Origin of the sequence: Caballeronia sp. AZ10_KS36, assembly GCF_023631105.1 — a bacterium.
Taxonomy (GTDB): Bacteria; Pseudomonadota; Gammaproteobacteria; order Burkholderiales; family Burkholderiaceae; genus Caballeronia.
Genome location: NZ_JALQDQ010000005.1, coordinates 1 through 539, shown reverse-complemented (window position 1 = coordinate 539; position 539 = coordinate 1). Strand labels below are relative to the sequence as shown.

Below are 539 nucleotides of genomic sequence, written 5' to 3'. Positions count from 1 at the left end.
GGCGAGCTTGAGCGGCACGTCGGCGAAAGGCGTCGCTTCGACGTGCGCCTGGCCCGCGAGCTTCAGGCCGCTCGCATTCACGTCCGCGACGAGGTCTTCGAGCGAACCGGAAAGGCGCGCGCCGACCTGCACCGTCTCGCCGCTGACCTTGCCCGCGTAGGTCACATCGCCCGTGAGCGGAAACGGCCGCGCGCCGCCGTCGAGCTTCGCGGCCGCGGTCACGGCGCCGAACGGCGTGTCGAGACGCTGCACCGTCGCCTCGTGATGCCGGCCGTCGCTTCGCCCGTTGAAGAGCAGGCGCGAGAATTCGGTGGTCGTCGTCCCTTGATGCAGCCGCAGTTTTTCGACGCTCAGATCGCGGATCGCCAATTGGATCGGCAGGCGCAGGTCCTTCGGCAGTTCCGTCTTCTTGCTCGGCTCGTTCGATGGCGCAATGCGCGCGTCGATGGTGCCGACATGCAAATAGTCGATGGTAAAGCGCAGCGGATCGCGCGTGAGCGACCAGCGGCCCGACACGCTGTCGACGGCGATATCGGTGC

1 pseudogene is annotated in these 539 nt (G+C 67.5%); it reads right to left on the bottom strand.

Features of this window, described 5'->3' with window-relative positions:
• Positions 1–539, bottom strand: a pseudogene (locus NCR35_RS04550) (translocation/assembly module TamB domain-containing protein); the annotation flags it as partial.